This window comes from Lysinibacillus sp. EB106-09-02-XG168, assembly GCF_058791475.1.
Map to the genome: position 1 here is coordinate 2,857,840 of NZ_JBYTDN010000003.1, position 17,605 is coordinate 2,875,444.

General features: G+C 38.5%; 15 protein-coding genes and 1 pseudogene. 2 read left to right on the forward strand and 14 right to left on the reverse strand.

Translation table 11 applies throughout. The features are described from left to right. Positions 1-111: 111 nt before the first annotated feature. The 13 genes and pseudogenes from rbsK to AC3WSO_RS14865 all read right to left on the reverse strand — a co-directional run bounded on the left by rbsK (position 112) and on the right by AC3WSO_RS14865 (position 14,874). Positions 112-993: a ribokinase gene (rbsK, locus tag AC3WSO_RS14805; RefSeq protein WP_492531824.1), complete on the reverse strand. Its 882-nt coding sequence runs from the start codon at positions 991-993 to the stop codon at positions 112-114. A 130-nt stretch (positions 994-1,123) separates the two neighbouring features. Continuing rightward, positions 1,124-1,294: a hypothetical protein gene (locus AC3WSO_RS14810; RefSeq protein ID WP_197144535.1), complete on the reverse strand. Its 171-nt coding sequence runs from the start codon at positions 1,292-1,294 to the stop codon at positions 1,124-1,126. Then, entirely contained in the window at positions 1,291-2,502 is a 1,212-nt protein-coding gene (locus AC3WSO_RS14815) for an MFS transporter (RefSeq protein ID WP_492531825.1), read from the reverse strand. The genes AC3WSO_RS14810 and AC3WSO_RS14815 overlap by 4 nt, the downstream gene beginning before the upstream one ends. A 383-nt stretch (positions 2,503-2,885) precedes the next feature. Continuing rightward, positions 2,886-3,476 (reverse strand): 3-isopropylmalate dehydratase small subunit, encoded by a 591-nt coding sequence (gene leuD / locus AC3WSO_RS14820; protein WP_492531827.1) that lies wholly within the window; start codon positions 3,474-3,476, stop codon positions 2,886-2,888. A 30-nt stretch (positions 3,477-3,506) separates the two neighbouring features. Continuing rightward, positions 3,507-4,916, reverse strand: coding sequence for a 3-isopropylmalate dehydratase large subunit (gene leuC / locus AC3WSO_RS14825; RefSeq protein ID WP_492531828.1), 1,410 nt, complete (start codon positions 4,914-4,916; stop codon positions 3,507-3,509). A gap of 16 nt (positions 4,917-4,932) precedes the next feature. Next, entirely contained in the window at positions 4,933-6,033 is a 1,101-nt protein-coding gene (gene leuB / locus AC3WSO_RS14830) for a 3-isopropylmalate dehydrogenase (protein WP_492531830.1), read from the reverse strand. Between the two features lie 262 nt (positions 6,034-6,295). Continuing rightward, positions 6,296-6,500, reverse strand: a pseudogene (locus AC3WSO_RS14835) (hydroxymethylglutaryl-CoA lyase-like TIM-barrel protein); the annotation flags it as partial. Continuing rightward, positions 6,487-7,521, reverse strand: a complete 1,035-nt coding sequence (gene ilvC / locus AC3WSO_RS14840; protein ID WP_492531832.1) for a ketol-acid reductoisomerase — start codon at positions 7,519-7,521, stop codon at positions 6,487-6,489. The gene ilvC and the pseudogene AC3WSO_RS14835, both read right to left, overlap by 14 nt. Positions 7,522-7,620: 99 nt before the next feature. Further along, entirely contained in the window at positions 7,621-8,136 is a 516-nt protein-coding gene (ilvN, locus tag AC3WSO_RS14845; protein WP_079562071.1) for an acetolactate synthase small subunit, read from the reverse strand. After that, positions 8,133-9,899, reverse strand: a complete 1,767-nt coding sequence (gene ilvB, locus AC3WSO_RS14850; RefSeq protein WP_492531833.1) for a biosynthetic-type acetolactate synthase large subunit — start codon at positions 9,897-9,899, stop codon at positions 8,133-8,135. The genes ilvN and ilvB overlap by 4 nt, the downstream gene beginning before the upstream one ends. Before the next feature lie 466 nt (positions 9,900-10,365). Then, the gene (ilvD, locus tag AC3WSO_RS14855) at positions 10,366-12,036 is read right to left on the reverse strand and encodes a dihydroxy-acid dehydratase (RefSeq protein ID WP_492531835.1); all 1,671 of its coding nucleotides are present in this window, start codon (positions 12,034-12,036) and stop codon (positions 10,366-10,368) included. A 352-nt stretch (positions 12,037-12,388) separates the two neighbouring features. Next, positions 12,389-13,711 (reverse strand): D-arabinono-1,4-lactone oxidase, encoded by a 1,323-nt coding sequence (locus AC3WSO_RS14860; RefSeq protein WP_492531837.1) that lies wholly within the window; start codon positions 13,709-13,711, stop codon positions 12,389-12,391. After that, positions 13,699-14,874, reverse strand: coding sequence for an amino acid deaminase/aldolase (locus AC3WSO_RS14865; RefSeq protein ID WP_492531839.1), 1,176 nt, complete (start codon positions 14,872-14,874; stop codon positions 13,699-13,701). The genes AC3WSO_RS14860 and AC3WSO_RS14865 overlap by 13 nt, the downstream gene beginning before the upstream one ends. A gap of 434 nt (positions 14,875-15,308) precedes the next feature. On the opposite strand from AC3WSO_RS14865, the gene AC3WSO_RS14870 reads away from it, so the two are divergent. Then, positions 15,309-15,854 (forward strand): cysteine hydrolase family protein, encoded by a 546-nt coding sequence (locus tag AC3WSO_RS14870; protein WP_492531841.1) that lies wholly within the window; start codon positions 15,309-15,311, stop codon positions 15,852-15,854. A gap of 215 nt (positions 15,855-16,069) precedes the next feature. Then, entirely contained in the window at positions 16,070-16,327 is a 258-nt protein-coding gene (locus AC3WSO_RS14875) for a GlsB/YeaQ/YmgE family stress response membrane protein (protein WP_079562065.1), read from the forward strand. A gap of 433 nt (positions 16,328-16,760) precedes the next feature. Here AC3WSO_RS14875 and AC3WSO_RS14880 read toward each other — a convergent pair whose 3' ends face one another. Beyond that, positions 16,761-17,459, reverse strand: a complete 699-nt coding sequence (locus tag AC3WSO_RS14880; RefSeq protein ID WP_492531842.1) for a lytic transglycosylase domain-containing protein — start codon at positions 17,457-17,459, stop codon at positions 16,761-16,763. Positions 17,460-17,605 lie beyond the last annotated feature (146 nt).

Consider the following 17,605-nt stretch of genomic DNA (forward strand, 5'->3'; position numbering starts at 1 on the left):
ATAGGTAAAAAATCTTATTATACAAAACCTTCAATCACAGATATTATTCCTCATTCAGACTAAAAGAAATAATAATTATTAGGAAATATTTGTAGTGAGTTGATCTTCTCTTTATTCTTCAACCCCAGCCATACGTGCATATACTGCTCCAAGTGTTGGCATACCACCTTGTGCACCGAATTTCTCCACTGATAACGAAGCAGCAATATTGGCAAAATACACTGCCTGATCTAATGATTGCCCTTCAACTAAAGCATAAGCGAGTGCACCGTTAAACGTATCACCTGCTCCTGTTGTATCTACTGCTCTCGTCATATAGCCCGGAATATGAATAGGATATTCACCATCAAAATAGCGTGCGCCATCACTACCTAGCGTCATAATCATTTTATTGGGATATTTTTCTAAAACCTGCTCTATTTTATCTCCAAAAATTTCAACACACTCCGTTTCATTCGGTGTGATATAGGTAATATCCTCCATCCATTGCACATCAAAATTTGCCGCTGGTGCTGGGTTTAATAAAACAGGTACATTCGCTTCCTTACAAAGTTTTATTGCATACGCAGTCGTTTCCACTGGGATTTCAAGCTGCATAATGACCATCTGACTTTTTTGTATGATTTCTTTCGCTGCCTCTATATGTGCAGGCTTTAATTCATAATTAGCGCCAGGCACTACAATGATACGGTTATCATTATTATAGAGTAAAATATTAGCAATCCCAGTAGGTGCCGATACACTTGTAATAGCTTCAGTTTGAACATGCTCTTGTTGTAAAACAGTGCGCAATGTTTCACCAAAACTATCGGAGCCCACACAGCCGATCATTGTGACTTCACTTCCAAGACGTGCCGCAGCTATTGCCTGATTAGCCCCTTTTCCCCCTGGAATTGTTTGGAAATCTTTACCAAGTACCGTTTCTCCCTGCTTTGGAAAAATTCCCATTTGTACAACTAAATCCATATTTATGCTACCGATAACTGTAATCATCTTTATACCCTGCCTTCCATCTTTTTTTCATTTTAACTGAGAAATCCGTAGAAAGACAGGGCATACCATTAGAAAATTGTGGAGTACTAATCTTCTTATTGATGTTCATCAATTCAGCACAAGCTTCAATTTAAAGTTTTCCCAATAAACCTTTCCTTGACTCCAATTCAATTTTTCTATCACAATCTTCACAAGAAAATTTACCTTCCATATTTTGTTTATACAGTCTATATTTTTTTGATCCTTCTACAACCTCAAATGTTTTCTTACAAAAAATACAACGAAGCGAATAGCTAATCATAATATTTCCTCCTTTAAGCCGATATAGTTTTTTTGAGAATATAGAACAAAATATAATGAAATCGAAAATAAAATACTAATAATACCGAAAATAATTGCAGTCATTTGAAGAGTAAATAATTCTGCAAATAGTCCTAATAGTAATGTTAAGGATATTTGCAAAACATTTTGAAATATATTCGCAAAACTACCGAATCTACCCATTAGTTCAGGCGGTACATTTTGCTGATAAAATGTTTCATAGCCAGAATTACTAAATGCCATAAAAAATCCTAGAAAAACTAAACTTACAAATGCCAAAATACTTGATGTAGAGGCATAAAAGGCAGTGTAAAACAACATTGTCAGAAACAAACCAAAAACTATATATGATCGAGTGGACCATTTTTGGGCGAAGCTTGCGGCAACTATCCCACCGAAAATTGCTCCTGCTCCTGCACTACTCACAAAGGTCCCATATAAACTATCAGATAAAGCTAAATCTTGCTTGATAAATGTGGCTTCTTGAGAATCAAGCGCAAATGCAATCATTAATGCACTTTGAAAGAGTAAATAAATCGTTATAAATAATAAATTTTGTCGAATGAAAGCTAGTACAGCTAAATAGTCACTTTTTAATAGTTGCCACGTAATACGTTGCCGTGAAGTTTCCTTCAGATCATCTACATCTGGTAAAAAGAAAATGATCAAAGCACAAACAAAAAATGTAATGCTATTGAACCAAATCGTCACTGTCGTATTAAAAAGAATGATGAGGAGTCCTGCTAGTGCTGGACCTATTAAAAACGAGCCTGAATTGAACGTGCCAAGTATTGCGTTAAAACGTTGTTTATCTTCTGAAGGAACAAACTTTGTAATATAATATGTACTACTAGGTCCAAAGAAGCTACTTGCTATATTCGCTATAAATAACAGCATATAGATGAGCCAAATAGATTCCATAAACGGCATAAAAAAAACGATCAAGCCTCTGATCATATCCGTTGTAATCATCAGCTTGCGTTTATTCATACGATCAATGAAAGAGCCAGCTACCAAACTTGTTAAAACTCTTGCAACTGGTCCGACAATAAAAATTCCAGCCATCGCTGCAGGCGATTTTGTTAAATGCCATACAAATAAATTGAGCGCTACAAGGTAAATCCAATCCCCTAATTTAGAAAAACCTAAGCCCCCAATTAACAAGCTGTATTTTCGAAAGATTTTCATGTTGTTCCCCCCTTTATTTTTCACTTGCGTTTTTTCTGTAAACATTTATATAAACTAGCTCATTCCTAAAACATGTAGTTGTCTCAGTTTTGGACTGGGCACTTTAGTGATGAATCAATAAACTGGATAGCATTTCATTTATTTACCATAACTCTATTTATATATTATCAAAATATTGCTTCAATTCGTTATACATTTTTTACAAATAAATGACGAATTAAAATAACATATTTTTATTATGCAATGTGATAAGGACTAGACATTTACCTGTCAAAGAGCTTTTTTCATTACCCACTCCTACCCGAACAATTCCTAAATTAAGCAATAAAAAAAACTGAAGACAAACAAGTCTGTCTTCAGTCATAAGGAAATCCCTTCAGCTATTAAAATGCAATACGATTTGCTTCATAAGCAGCGATTTGTTCTTCGTATTTAAAGGTAAGAGCAATTTCATCCCAACCATTCAGCAATGTTTTTTTATAGTAAGGGTCGATGTTAAATTTATAAACTACACCATCTTCACCCGTTACTGTTTGTGCCTCCAAATTGACTTCCATCGTGTACGTTTTTTCTAAGCCTTTTGCTAAAATTTCATCACACTCTGCTTCAGCCAGTTTGATTGGTAATATCCCATTTTTGAAGCAGTTACTATGGAAAATATCTGCGAATGATGGTGCAATCACTACATTGAAGCCGTAATCTAGTATTGCCCACGGTGCATGTTCACGCGAAGATCCACAGCCGAAGTTATCTTGAGCTACTAAAATCTTAGAGTTTTTGAATTCAGGTTTGTTTAACACAAAGTCTTTTATTTCATTACCATCTGCGTCGAAGCGCCAATGGTAAAATAAATACTGCCCAAACCCTGTACGCTCAATACGCTTTAAAAACTCCTTCGAAATAATTTGGTCTGTATCGACATTTTTACGATCAAGTGGTGATATCACACTTTTTACGATATTAATTGGTTCCATTTGCAATCATCCCTTCCGTGTAAATGGAATTTACACAGTTTCCTTTACGAATTCACGAACATCCACAAAATGACCAGCAATTGCTGCCGCTGCTGCCATTGGCGGTGAAACTAAGTGTGTACGAGAACCCGCTCCCTGGCGTCCTTCAAAGTTGCGGTTTGATGTTGATGCACATCGTTCACCAGCTGGTACTACATCATCATTCATCGCCAGACACATTGAGCAGCCTGTCTCACGCCATTCAAATCCAGCATCTGTAAAGACTTTATCTAATCCTTCTGCTTCTGCTTGTTGTTTCGTCGAATAGGAGCCAGGTACAACAATCGCTGTTACATTTTCATGCACCTTACGCCCCTTGATGACATCTGCTGCTGCACGTAAATCACTAATGCGTGAATTTGTGCAGGAACCGATAAATACGTGTTGAATATCGATTGAAGTTAATGGTTGACCTTCCTCTAAGCCCATATAAGAAAGTGCTTTACGAAGAGCAGCTCTATCTGATTCATCCTCATAATCTGCTTGTGTTGGAACATGACTTGACACACCTGAACCCATTGATGGATTCGTTCCCCAAGTGATGATTGGCTCTATGTCTTCTGCTTGAATGATTCGAATTGTATCATATGTCGCATCTTCATCTGATGCTAAGCTTAACCAATAATTTGCCGCTTCCTCAAACTTTTCTCCTTGAGGTGCATGTTTACGTCCACGAATATAATCAACAGTCGTTTCGTCAGGAGAAATTAACCCTGCTTTTGCACCCGCCTCAATCGACATGTTACAAATTGTCATCCGTTCTTCCATAGAAAGTTTGTGGATAGCCTCTCCAGTGAATTCCACAATATGTCCTGTGCCGATACCAATCCCGAACTTAGATATAATCGCTAGAATAATATCTTTTGCAGCTACACCTACAGAAAGCTCACCTTCTACACGAATTTCCATTGTTTTTGGCTTGTTTTGCCATAGGGTTTGTGTTGACAATACATGCTCTACCTCAGATGTACCAATACCGAAGGCAATCGCTCCGAACGCACCATGTGTAGACGTATGAGAGTCCCCACAAACAATCGTTTTACCAGGCTGAGTTAAACCTAGCTCAGGTCCAATTACGTGAACAATACCTTGGTCAGGGTGCCCCATTCCTGCAAGCTCGACGCCAAATTCTTCAGCGTTTTTAGCTAACGTTTCAATTTGGTTACGTGCAATTGGATCATGAATCGTCGGTAGATTTTTTGTAGGCACGTTATGATCCATTGTCGCAAAGCTTAAATCTGGACGACGCACTTGACGTCCGTTCAAACGTAGACCTTCAAAAGCTTGCGGAGAAGTGACTTCATGAATTAAATGGAGATCAATATATAACAGGTCCGGTTTGCCCTCTTCCTGATAAACAATATGTTTATCCCAAATCTTTTCAATTATATTTTTTCCCATTATCTTCACTCATTTCTTAAATGTATGTTGTCATAATGCTTTCTGAAACAAAGCTTGTATCTATTTCGTTAATTACTTTATCTGTCCATTCATTTGTCGACAGTATACGAGCACCGTCACGTGCAAGATCTGCAGTGAAATAACCATCATCAAACACTGCACTCACAGCGCGTTCAATTTCTGCCGCTTCTTCTTTTAAGCCAAATGAATATTGTAGCATCATCGCAACTGAAAGAATTGTTGCTGCTGGATTAGCGACACCTTGACCTGCAATTTCTGGTGCTGAGCCATGTACTGGTTCATATAGACCAAAATTATCTCCTCGAATGGATGCTGAAGGTAGTACGCCTAAAGAGCCTGTAATAACAGATGCTTCATCACTTAAAATATCTCCAAACATATTTTCAGTAACTAACACATCATATTGACTAGGATTTGTAATTAATTTCATAGCAACTGAGTCAACTAAATTATGCTCTACATGCACATCTGGATAATCCTTTTTCTTCGCTTCTACTACTTCGCGCCATAAACGACTTGTTTCAAGTACATTTGCTTTATCAACAGAGCATAATTTGCCTCCACGTAAACGTGCTAATTCAAAGGCATTTTCAACAATACGCTCAACTTCTGCAGTTGAGTAAACTGTTGTATCGATCGCGCCATTTTCAGTACGCATACGTGGTTCCCCGAAGTATACGCCACCTGTTAATTCACGTACAATTATTAAATCGACATTTTCAGCTACTTCACGCTTTAATGGGGAAGCATCTAGTAAGCTCGGGAACGCCTTTACTGGACGAAGATTTGCGAATAAATCAAAATGTTTACGAATACGTAGTAATCCTTTTTCTGGACGTAATTCAGGAGTGTTATTATCCCATTTCGGACCACCTACCGCTCCAAGTAAAACTGCATCACTGTTTTCGCACATCTCAATTGTTTCATCTGGTAGTGGATTATTGTGTTGGTCGATGGCAGCGCCTCCGATTGTTGCATAACCTAAATGGAATGTGTGGTTGAATCGCTTACCAATCACCTGTAATACACGTACAGCAGAAGCAACAACCTCTGGCCCAATTCCGTCACCAGGAAGTACTGTAATTTTTTTCTCCATCGTCAAAACACCTTTCTTTGTATAGCGTTGACTACGCTATTTTAGTAATACTCTCACCTATTTTAAAAGGTGAGGTCATCAATATTACGACTACACGTTATTGGCATAATTGCGTTTGGAATGCGCATTATGCTGATTCCATTCACTACCATCAAAACCTGCTACATTAAACAGAAGCTTGAAGATCGATTTACTTACAGGCTGTGCACGAAGGTTTACTTGTATCAAATAACGGTTAATGGCATTTAAATAAGCTTTTGCCGATTGCTTCCCAAGTTGTGTTGATATCTTTTTATAACAGCGGACTAATCCTGTTACGGTAGAGTTTTTTACCGTTCCTGCAATACGATGTACCGCATCAAAGTCACCGGGTGACGAAGCAGGAAAACCTGCTTCAATAATTGTCACTCCTAGGCGCTCAGTTACTTGGCAATTTGTGTTGTATCGAAAATATTAATTTTTCGCACTTGTAGCCACTTCTCTCACAACTTTTTCTTTGCCTTCATTTATGAATGGCATCATAGCACGTAATTTAGCACCAACTTCTTCGATTTGGTGATTTGCACCAGCTTCTTTGAATTTTGTATAGTCTGGACGACCGTTTTCGTTTTCTTGAATCCAGCGACGAGCGAATTTGCCATCTTGGATATCCGTTAAAACATCTTTCATACGAGCTTTTACAGAGTCGTCGATAATACGTGGTCCTGCAACATAGTCACCCCACTCAGCTGTATCTGATACTGAGTAACGCATCGTTGCCATACCACCTTCAAACATTAGGTCAACAATTAATTTTAGTTCGTGAAGAGTTTCAAAGTATGCTAACTCTGGTTGGTAGCCTGCCTCTACTAATGTTTCAAAACCTGCTCTTACTAATTGTGTAGCACCACCGCAAAGTACTGCTTGCTCACCGAATAAATCAGTTTCAGTTTCTTCTTTGAATGATGTTTCAAGTAAACCGCCACGAGCTGCGCCGATTCCTTTACCGTAAGCTAGAGCTAAATCTTTTGCTTGACCAGTTGCATCTTGATGAATTGCGAATAAGCCTGGTACACCAGCACCTTCTTGGAACTGACGACGAACTAAGTGTCCTGGACCTTTCGGTGCAACTAAGAATACGTCCACATCTGCTGGTGGTGTAATTTGACCGAAGTGAATGTTGAAGCCGTGTGCAAACATAAGTGCTTTACCTGCTTCAAGATGTGGGGCGATTTCAGCCTCATATACAGCTTTTTGACGCTCATCCGGAAGTAAAATTTGGATAACATCTGCTTCTTGCGCTGCTTCAGCAACAGTCTTAACATCTACTCCATCCGCTTTTGCTGCATCGAAAGATCCGCCTGGACGAACTCCTACTACTACATCGAATCCTGATTCTTTAAGATTTAGGGCATGTGCATGACCTTGTGAACCATAACCGATGATTGCGATTTTTTTCCCTTTTAATACTTCCTCGTTGATGTTTTGATCATAATACATAGTAGCCATTGTTGTTTCCTCCTAATTTTTGGTTTGTTTTTTTAAAACTTCGGATGCCAGTAAACCACTAAGGGCTATGTATCCAAAGGTATCCATTTTATATGCAAACTATTTTAAAATAGAGAGCTGCGAATTTGAGATTTTTTGTGTTTCACGAACAGATGCAGTAGCCCCTGTACGCGTTAATTCTTTAATACCATAAGGTCGAATAAGTTCAATAAAGGCATCAATCTTATCTGGATCTCCTACAACTTGATAGGTGACAACGTTTTTCGCTGTATCAATAATTTGTGGACGGAATGGTTCAACAATTGAATTCATTTCCAGACGTAAATTTGGTGGTGAAATTACCTTTACAAGCGCTAACTCGCGTAGCACGATTGATTTATCTGTTATGTCATTGACCTTTAACACATCAATTTGCTTTGATAATTGCTTCACTAGCTGTTCAATTTTACGCTCATCCTCTACGTTTACAACAAAAGTCATTTTCGAAAAGTTTGGCTGTTCAGTATGACCAACTGTGATTGATTCAATATTGAATTGGCGCTTCATAAGTAACCCTGTTACACGGTTTAAAACACCGCTTTGGTTAATCACTGTTACTGTAATTACTCTTTTCAATTCTTTTTCACCCCAATCATTTCATGTAAGCCTTTGCCTGGTGCTACCATTGGGTAAACACATTGAAGTTGTTTTACACGACAATCAATTAACGCTGGCTCATCAGAAAGTAGTGCCTCGCGGAAAACACTCTCTGCTTCATCGATAGTGTTAATTCGATAGCCCTTCAAATTATATGCATCTGCTAATTTAACAAAATCTGGTTGGATCGGCATAAGTGAAGATGAATAACGCTCTTCATAAAATGTTTCTTGCCATTGGCGTACCATTCCTAAACAGCTGTTATTTAAAATCACAATTTTTACCGGTAAGTTGAATTCTTGCAGGATAGAGAGCTCTTGCGCAGTCATTTGGAATCCTGCATCACCTACAATGGAAACAACTTTTTTGTCTGGCTTCGCAAACTGGGCGCCAATTGCAGCTGGGAAGCCGAAGCCCATCGTACCAAGTCCACCAGACGTTACCCATCCATGATCATTGTTTAATCGATAATATTGTGCAGCCCACATTTGATGCTGACCAACATCGGTCGTGACAATTGCATCACCTTCAGTAATTTTATGCACAAGCTCTAATGCTTCCTGCGGTAATACTTCTTTGTCCCCCGGCTCCTTGCTGTACCACAATGGATATTCCTTTGTATGATTATTTAAGAATGTTAGCCATTCTGCTGTATCCGGACCATCGAAGTCTTTTTTCAATAATGCTTTTAAAGCCTCTTTAGCATCTGCAACGATCGGAATGTCTGTTGGCACGTTTTTTCCAATTTCCGCTGGATCAATATCGATGTGTACGATTGTCGCATTCGGAGCAAATGTCGCCAAATTACCAGTTAAACGATCATCAAAGCGAGCTCCGATATTCAACAATAAGTCTGATTTTGTAATAGCTGTATTCGCTGTTACAGTTCCATGCATTCCTGCCATGCCGATGAATAATTCATGCTCTCCATGGATTGAACCAAGTCCTAGTAAAGTGTTTGCTACTGGAATTCGGTATTTTTCAGCGAATGCTGTTAACTCTTCTTTAGCATCTGCGAAAAGAACGCCAGCACCAGCTAAAATAACTGGTTTTTTGGCCAATGAAATCGCCTGTATTGCCTTTTGAATTTGTAAATAATTTGGTTTGTACGTTGGTTGATAACCTGGTAAATATATTTCATCAGGAGCCTGTGGTGGGCTCTCTACATCAAATAGCATTTGAGAAACGTTTTTCGGAAAATCAACTACAACAGGGCCCTTTCGACCAGTACTCGCAATATGGAATGCCTCTTTAACAATACGCGGAATATCATTAACATCCTGCACCTGATAATTGTGCTTCGTAATTGGTGTCGTAATCCCCATAATATCCGCTTCTTGGAAAGCATCTGTACCAATTACAGCCGTTGAAACTTGACCTGTAAAAACAACTAATGGAATAGAATCAATCATCGCATCAGCAATACCAGTTACTAAGTTCGTTGCCCCCGGTCCACTAGTTGCAATAACAACACCCGGTTTATTGGAAACACGTGCATAACCTTCCGCTGCATGAATTGCACCTTGTTCATGTCTAGTTAAAATATGACGAATCGGATTTTTATAAATGGCATCATAAATTGGTAGTACCGCTCCACCTGGGTAACCAAAAATAATTTCAACACCTTGTTCATGTAGTGCCTGCACTAATACGTCGGCACCATCTTTCGCTTGATAGGTTTGTTCAGCTTTTGCTGATGTTGCTAATTCTTCTTTTTCATTGATAGAAACATTCGTACTCATCAAATATGCCTCCTTCTTATCATTCAATTTTACATATCAGTAATGCGCATCATTGAAGTGTCACTAGCTGGTTCTCCCCTTGAAAAGAGATAACATCCCCTTTCAAACGTCGTTAAAAAATAAAAAGCCTTTTTCTCCACACGCAAAGAACTACCTTGCGTAGGGATGAAAAAGACTTTCCATGGTACCACCCTTGTTTATAGCAAATAATTGCTACCTCGCGAATAAATGTAAGTATTTATGCACCTCTGAGAAATCACTCGCATCCAAAACGATGTCATAAATCATTTATTCATTAATAACGAGCACTTTCGATTATGCCCGGAGCTATCTAATTGCGTACACGCGTTTAATAGCTCACTCCGAGGGGATGTCGGATCTAGTTGTATCGCCGGCTTCCAGCACGACCGGCTCTCTGGTAGATACAAGGCTCTAGAACCTTTAACCTCATCAACGTTTTAACTTTTTAAATTTTCATTACGCCACCTGTAGAGGCGTTTGTTACTAATTTTGAATATCTTGCTAGCCAACCACGCTTAATTTTCGGTTCAAATACCGGTAATTTTGCACGGCGCTCCGCTAATACTTCATCTGAAACTTCTAAATTGATCGTACGATTTGGTAGATCAATTGTGATCACATCGCCATTCTCTACTAAAGCGATAGGACCGCCTTCTGCTGCCTCTGGTGAAATATGTCCGATTGAAATACCGCGAGATGCACCGGAGAAACGTCCATCCGTTATTAACGCAACCTTTGTACCAAGACCACGACCTTGAATTGCAGAGGTTGGTGCTAGCATTTCAGGCATACCAGGGCCACCTTTTGGTCCTTCATAGCGAATGACGACTACATGACCCTCTTTTACCGTTCCGTTATCAATATTTTCCTGTGCTGCATCTTGTGAATCAAAGACGATTGCTTCACCTTTGAATACTTTAATAGAAGGGTCTACAGCGCCTACTTTAATAACTGAACCGTCTGGCGCGATATTACCAAATAAAACTGATAAACCACCAACTGGGCTATAAGGATTATCTTTCGTACGAATAACTTCAGCATTTGTAATATGATAATCCTTTACAAGTTCGCCCATTGTTACTCCTGCAACAGTTGGTCGATTTGGGTGAATAGCACCTGGAATAGATACTAATTCATTAATAATGGCACTAACGCCACCTGCTTTATTTATATCATCCATTGAAATATCTGAAGCAGGCATAATTTTCGCTATATACGGAACACGCTCTGCTACTTTATTAATATCTTCAATGTTATAATCGATTTCAGCTTCATTGGCGATTGCTAATGTATGGAGGACTGTATTTGTCGAACCACCCATCGCCATATCAAGTGCAAATGCATCATCAATTGCTTCTTTAGTAATAATGTCTCGAGGCTTGATGTCCTCTTTAACCATACGGACTAATTGTTTAGCTGCTTCTTTAATAAGCTTATGGCGCTCATCAGAAGTAGCTACGATTGTTCCATTACCAGGTAAAGCTACTCCTAGCATTTCCATTAAGCAGTTCATAGAGTTTGCAGTAAACATTCCTGAACATGAACCACATGTTGGGCATGCGTTGTTTTCAATATCTAACAGCTCTTCAGATGACATTTTGCCTGATTTAAGAGCTCCTACACCTTCAAAAACTGAAGTTAACGAAAGTTGCTTGCCAGTAGCAGAAGTACCTGCCTCCATTGGGCCACCAGATACGAAAATTGATGGTACGTTAGTACGAACTGCTGCCATTAACATCCCCGGTGTGATTTTGTCACAGTTAGGAATATAAAATACGCCATCAAACCAATGTGCATTAATAACTGTTTCAGCAGAGTCTGCGATAATTTCACGGCTTGGTAACGAGTAACGCATACCAATGTGCCCCATTGCAATACCATCATCTACACCGATTGTGTTAAATTCGAATGGAATTCCACCCGCTTCAATAATGGCCTCTTTGACAACATCAGCAAATGTACGTAAATGAACGTGACCTGGTATAATGTCGATATAAGAATTACAAACCCCGATAAATGGCTTGCCTAAATCTTTCGCTTTTACTTTGCCTGTTGCATATAAAAGACTTCGATGCGGCGCACGATCTACGCCTACTTTAATCATGTCACTTCTCATTTTAAACGCCCCTCATTTATTGCTATGTTCGTTGCTATATACGAAATGTTCTGTCTATTTTATTTTTGCGTATATGTTTATCGCCTATGACAACTAACTGCTGTAACGAACTTGTTAAATTGTTGTTATCATAGTACGAAAAAAAGGTCTCGTCAACAGTATTTTTTGAATTGTCTAAACAGTTTAAAAAATCCGCAAAATTTGAAATCGTTTTCATGCTGACTAACTATCGTTTTTATCTCGCTCCTGTGAATATTTTGACATTTCGTTCAAATTTTAATTTTTTTAATAATCTTTTAATATTTTTACTTAATCTTTCAAAAGAGAAGAACTGCAATTAAAGAGATAGCGCTTATATTGTAAATAATTTTCTTAAGTACCCTGTCAAAAACACATTATCAGGATCACAGTGACTTCGAATGGCTAAAAATTTTTCAACATCCGGGTATAGCTCGTATACATAATTAGCAGTTAAATGATTTAGTTTGCCCCAATGTGGTCGTCCCTTATATTTCTTCATCATCGTGTGGACCCATTCAAAATAAGGCCCTTCCTGCATTCCTTTATACATATGAAAGGCAATAAACGCTGATTCTTGACCTTGGGTAGGACTTAAAAAACCTGCTTCACCTGCTGTCGTCCGACATTCTAACGGAAAATGCACATTAAAAATTCCACTTTTAAAAGTTGCATGAATCTCCTCGATACATGACTCAAATTGCGTTAATGGAATAGCATATTCACTTTCTTGGAACTTTACGCTTCGTGGAGACGGATAAATTTCATAGCTTATCCCCATTTTCTCCCCTTCTACAACATTTGCTGCCGCTAACTTACTCATAGCACCACTAAACGATGGCTTCCATTTACAAAGTTCTGACATAGCAAAAAAAGCACCGTTCTCTACTATTTGAAGTTTCAATGTTTCAATTCTTTTACTCCATTCACTCTGATAAACAGGCGCTATAGCGTTCATACGCTTTACTTGAATTGTTTCGCTACTAGGGAAATAAAACCACTCAACATGTCGATGCTGTCGAATATCATCAGCAAATTTAGCCAGCCCATTTGCTAAAGTATCTCTTGTGCTTACATAATGTAAACTGTAAAGAGGGATTACTTTGATCGTCACTTTAACAAGCACACCAAGCATACCTAATGAAACATGTAAAGCTTCCGATAAATCATCCATTCCTCTCATATGCTCCCTATAAGTACCTGTACCATCTACAAACCCCCATTTTGTTACAGCTGAGGATAGCGACCCGAGTGTTACGCCCGTTCCATGGGTCCCTGTTGACACTGCTCCTGCAATCGTTTGCTCTTGAATGTCTCCCATATTTATTAGAGCAAAGCCATGCTTCGCAAGTAGTGGGCCTATTTCATATAAATACGTTCCGGCCCAAAGAGTCGCTTCTTGTTTCTCCTCATTCACCGCTATAAGCCCACGCATATTATGTAAAGACAATGCTATATGCTCAGGCATCGCAACAGCGCTAAAGGAGTGAGCTGCACCTGTGACACGAATCGTTTTTCCAAATTCACGTGCATGCCCCACGATATTTGTAACCTCTTCAATAGACCGAGGCAAGTACATCTCAGATGGATAAGAGATTACATTACCTGCCCAGTTTGTCCACTTCTCACCATTTTTCCATTTATCTATAGAAAACATTGTCCATCCCCCCTATAGGTTGTATAAACTCCCACATACTTGTCCCCTCTAACTCCATGTAGTTCTTGAAATCTTTCGCAAAGTTCTCCAGCCTTTGCATGTCGGAAATATAGCGTGTTCCCTACATGAACATTTTTATGTTTTACCTTAACCGGTGTCTGAACTTCTCCTGCGCCTTCTAGGTTAAGATATGAAAAAAAGGTTGGGTCATAGAATACCGGTAAGCGATCAGCACTAATTGCCCCTGACGCCGTATAGCCTCCGCCGTGACAAACAACAATATTTTTTTCTGGTTTTCTTGTGACACTTAAAGCAAATCCAGCTGCCTTTTCCAGCTGTAGATGCATAAATTGATCGAATAAAGCAGGTGCATAAAATGCAGAGCCAACCGTAATTTCTGTTACCTCTTTTTGTTGTGCTGTGTATGCCATACTTCCCGAGCCACCACCATTTACAAAGTGCAAACTTGGAAAATATGCTTTTATATGTGCAATGGCTAATCTACGAAACTGAGTAACTTGCTTTTTAGCTTGCAATTGCATAACTTCAATCAATTTTCCTTTCACAGCATTAGCTGGGCGATTACCAACTCCTGCAATTTGAGCCTCATAGCCCATCGCTCCAACTACCTCAATAAAAGCTTGATTTTTAATATATTCGAGGAATGGTGTTAGTAACTCAAGTGAATGGAGCGAAGAGCGTTTTGTACCAAAATAAAGCAGCTTAAAATCAGTGGATACATTAATATCAATACATACTCGCACACGAACGCCTAGCTCTCGCCCTAATTCCGCCAAAAATCGAACATGTTCTAACCTATCGACCATAAAAGTGACAGTCTTCTCTGCCTTTACGAAGTGTAATAACTGACGTACAGCAGCCTCTTCCAACACCGGATATCCTAGCAATACATCATCAAAATGCTGTTGAAGTAAAAATATTGTTTCTGCCGCAGTAAACGTCATAAATCCCTTCACATTGGGGAGATTATTTTGTATATAGCGTAATATCTCGACAGAACGAATCGATTTTGTAGCAATACGTATATTTTTCTGCCCACAGGAGTCATGTACAGTCGCAATATTGTGATCCAATGCATCAAAGTCCAGCCAAGCAAAAGGACGCTCTAGTTCATGGAACGCTCGATCAAATCTAGTGGTCATCTTACCCCTCCTTTGTTTGTATTTTGTCTTTGACATTTACCGTAGAAATTCCTTTTAATTCTATGCAAATTCTATGAGGACAAATAAAAAACAACCGTGGACATGTAATAAAATATGCCTTCACGGTTGTTTTAATAATGGACAAGCATTTAACTCACCTTTCTATTTTTTAAAAGATTACGAGGAGAATATAAAATCCGCTGCTAAATTTAATAACACTAGCAGATGCAAGCCTGCAATAAGAAATCCTTGGCGATTTAAACGTTTCATAGCTGTCATATTCATATAGACCACTCTCCTTTTTCACATTATACGCTCAGAAAAAATAATTTTCAAACTATTCATAATATTAAATTTGATTCATTTTTCTGACAAACAGGCCCAAATATGGCATGATAATAAGTGAAATTATACCTATAAGGAGTGTGAAAAGGTTGAAAAAAGCTTTATTAGTAATTGATTATACGTATGATTTTGTCGCTTCTGACGGAAAACTAACATGTGGGGAGCCCGGTCAAGCACTAGATCAAAAAATTTCTTCTTTAATTCAACAATTTATTGCTGAAAAAGAATTTGTTGTTTTTGCGAATGATTTACATGAGGAAGATGACCCATTCCACCCTGAGACCAAACTCTTTCCTCCTCATAATATTCGCGGCACTAAAGGACGCCATTTATACGGGCAAGTTGGTGAACTGTATAACCTTCACAAAGATAAAGTGATGTGGCTCGATAAAACGCGTTATAGCGCATTTGCCGGAACCAATTTATCGATTTTATTGAATGAGCGAGGGATTAAAGAAATTCATTTAGTTGGTGTTTGTACTGATATTTGTATTTTACACACTGCGGTTGATGCTTATAATTTGGGCATTTCAACGCTCATTTATGCAGATGGTGTTGCAAGTTTTGATGCTGCAGGTCATGAATGGGCATTGCGTCATTTTGAACATACATTAGGTGCAACTGTTATTAAGTAATCCATTTCGCGTTGAAGTAATGTAGTTTCTTCACTATAGAAAACACTTACAGATGTTTTTTTCACAAAAGTGAGGTATCAGCATAAGCTAAACATAGATAAAACCTTTTAGTGAATTTGTAATAATTACTAAAGAAGCGAGGAGCGTTTAATATACTCCATTCAGGGCATAACTAAGCAATCGCCATTATATCTTAGTTTAAGGAGATGAAAAAAATGATTAGCTTCATTTGGTATTTAATCATCGGCGGAGTATTAGGTTGGTTAGCTGGCGTAATTTTAGGTAAAGATGTACCTGGCGGCATTATTGGAAATATTGTTGCTGGGGTTGTCGGTTCGTGGATTGGTAGTATGGTTCTTGGCAACTGGGGTTGGCGAGTTAGTAATTTTTACGTATTCCCAGCATTAATTGGTGCTGTCGTGCTGATCTTCATCGTAAGCCTTATTTTAAAAGGTATGCGTAAAGCAACCTAAATATGTAATAAAGAGCCATCATTTTTGATGGCTCTTTATTTGTTGTAAAAAAACACTTCAAGAAAATGATGAGATCATTTGCTCTCGCTTGCTTATGGGAGTCGAGTCCTGAAATGTTGTGTTTGGATTCACTTTAATTAATGAGTTGCCCTGAGGAAAATGTAGTGGTTGATGGAGTGGAGACTGGGCGACTCCTTGGGGATTAGCAATCGAGGAACGAAGGCTAAAAGCATCACATCCTGTGATAACGACTTCGTGACCAACATCGTGTTGGCCCGAGTGTCCATGGAGCGAGCATCGCGAGTGAAGCGGCTCATCGGACGCACCCAGGAAGCTGTGCGAAAGCGAAGCGTCAGCAACAAAGCATCCAGTCGGAACGGAAATCAACCATTCATTTTACCGAAATAAAAACATGATTAATGAGCCATTTCTTTTACTTTTCCTTATATAGGATTACTTCCTTTAATTCATCGTGATAATCATTATACAAATTGAAATAATGTAACACCTTATTAACATATTCATCACTGTGGTTATATGTATAGACCGCCTCCTGAATATGACCATCTGCTGCACCATTTTTCGATAAATAATTCGCGGCACTAAATATAGCGTCTTCAATATCATAAGGATCTGCTACACCATCTCCATTTGCATCTACTCCATATCCACCATATTTTTGAATGATTTCTGGATTCATTAATTCAGTCTTCGATATATCCCCTTTTCCTAACCCAGAGCAAGATGAATGTTTCCATCCGACAAATGTACAAGGCATAAATTGTAAATGTCCTTCTGCCCCAGCTGGTGAAACGAGCGAACTCATTGAGGAAAATCGTGTTTCAACTCGATGATGGGCGGCAAGCAACGTCCAAGGTACACCGTATTTCTCTTCCGCTGCTACATAGATGGGAATATATTGTTCAGGGATGTTCATATCGAAATTTTGTTGAATTTCTTCGAGTTCTTTTTGCTTTGCTAATTTTTCAAATATAGTTAATGTTTGTAGCTCCTTCCATGCAAAAAAGGCGAAAACACAAACAGTTATCGCAATTGGTATTAGTAAAGCTATCATGCCTAATTGAACGGAAGGCGATAGCTTCGATTGTTCTTTCTTCTTTTTATTCTCCATATGTCACACCTAATCTCTCAAATACTATTTCTATTTTACCAAAATTACCGTTATTTGTAGTAGATTTTTCTGAATATAATTACCACTATTTTAGCAGTTGAAAAGATAGAGAAAAATATAGTAGAATATAGTTCGGTTAATTTATA

Bases quoted from the DNA above. Each gene is read 5' to 3' on its own strand.
- AC3WSO_RS14880 (WP_492531842.1), bottom strand. From the start codon at position 17,459: ATGGAGAATAAAAAGAAGAAAGAACAATCGAAGCTATCGCCTTCCGTT.
- rbsK (WP_492531824.1), bottom strand. From the start codon at position 993: ATGATTACAGTTATCGGTAGCATAAATATGGATTTAGTTGTACAAATG.
- leuC (WP_492531828.1), bottom strand. From the start codon at position 4,916: ATGGGAAAAAATATAATTGAAAAGATTTGGGATAAACATATTGTTTAT.
- ilvC (WP_492531832.1), bottom strand. From the start codon at position 7,521: ATGGCTACTATGTATTATGATCAAAACATCAACGAGGAAGTATTAAAA.
- leuD (WP_492531827.1), bottom strand. From the start codon at position 3,476: ATGGAACCAATTAATATCGTAAAAAGTGTGATATCACCACTTGATCGT.
- ilvD (WP_492531835.1), bottom strand. From the start codon at position 12,036: ATGAGAAGTGACATGATTAAAGTAGGCGTAGATCGTGCGCCGCATCGA.
- AC3WSO_RS14875 (WP_079562065.1), top strand. From the start codon at position 16,070: ATGATTAGCTTCATTTGGTATTTAATCATCGGCGGAGTATTAGGTTGG.
- AC3WSO_RS14865 (WP_492531839.1), bottom strand. From the start codon at position 14,874: ATGACCACTAGATTTGATCGAGCGTTCCATGAACTAGAGCGTCCTTTT.
- AC3WSO_RS14810 (WP_197144535.1), bottom strand. From the start codon at position 1,294: ATGATTAGCTATTCGCTTCGTTGTATTTTTTGTAAGAAAACATTTGAG.
- AC3WSO_RS14815 (WP_492531825.1), bottom strand. From the start codon at position 2,502: ATGAAAATCTTTCGAAAATACAGCTTGTTAATTGGGGGCTTAGGTTTT.
- leuB (WP_492531830.1), bottom strand. From the start codon at position 6,033: ATGGAGAAAAAAATTACAGTACTTCCTGGTGACGGAATTGGGCCAGAG.
- ilvB (WP_492531833.1), bottom strand. From the start codon at position 9,899: ATGAGTACGAATGTTTCTATCAATGAAAAAGAAGAATTAGCAACATCA.
- AC3WSO_RS14860 (WP_492531837.1), bottom strand. From the start codon at position 13,711: ATGTTTTCTATAGATAAATGGAAAAATGGTGAGAAGTGGACAAACTGG.